General features: G+C 58.9%; 1 protein-coding gene. It reads left to right on the top strand.

What is annotated here, in order from left to right:
* Window positions 1-208: 208 nt before the first annotated feature.
* A partial coding sequence (locus RHOFW104R8_RS10805; protein ID WP_343123791.1) for a transposase occupies window positions 209-477 on the top strand: 269 nt, incomplete at its 3' end.

The following is a 477-nucleotide window of genomic DNA, read 5'->3' as shown; positions in this document are numbered from 1 at the left end:
CAGGTACGAAAGCCATCTCCGGCGCTGCTCGATCAGATGGCTGTGACAGCATGAAAACGTGGGGAAACCTCAGGGACCGAGGAAGTTAAATCGGAGTGGGCCTTCTAAAATGGGAAAAAAGGTGTCAGGGACAATTTCTGACGGCAGATGGGCTGGAGGGATGAGGGTCAGGCGTGGCTCGCGCTGATCGTAGCGGGACGGGTGCTGCGTGATCCTGTCGGACATGGCTCGACTCCCACGCTTCGAACTTGCCGGCGTTCCGCAGCACGTGGTGCAGCGGGGAAACAATCGTCTGCCGTGTTTTCTGGATGACGAGGACCGCCAGCGCTATCTGCAATGTCTGCGGCAAGCGTTGTTGCGCTTCGGCTGCAAACTGCATGCCTACGTGCTGATGACTAACCACGCGCATCTGCTGCTGACCCCCGTAGAGGCGGGCGCGGTGTCGAGGATGATGCATACCTTCGCGCGCAATTACGT

The organism is Rhodanobacter sp. FW104-R8, assembly GCF_001617365.1.
Lineage (GTDB): Bacteria > Pseudomonadota > Gammaproteobacteria > Xanthomonadales > Rhodanobacteraceae > Rhodanobacter.
This window is presented reverse-complemented; position numbering and strand designations above follow the sequence as displayed.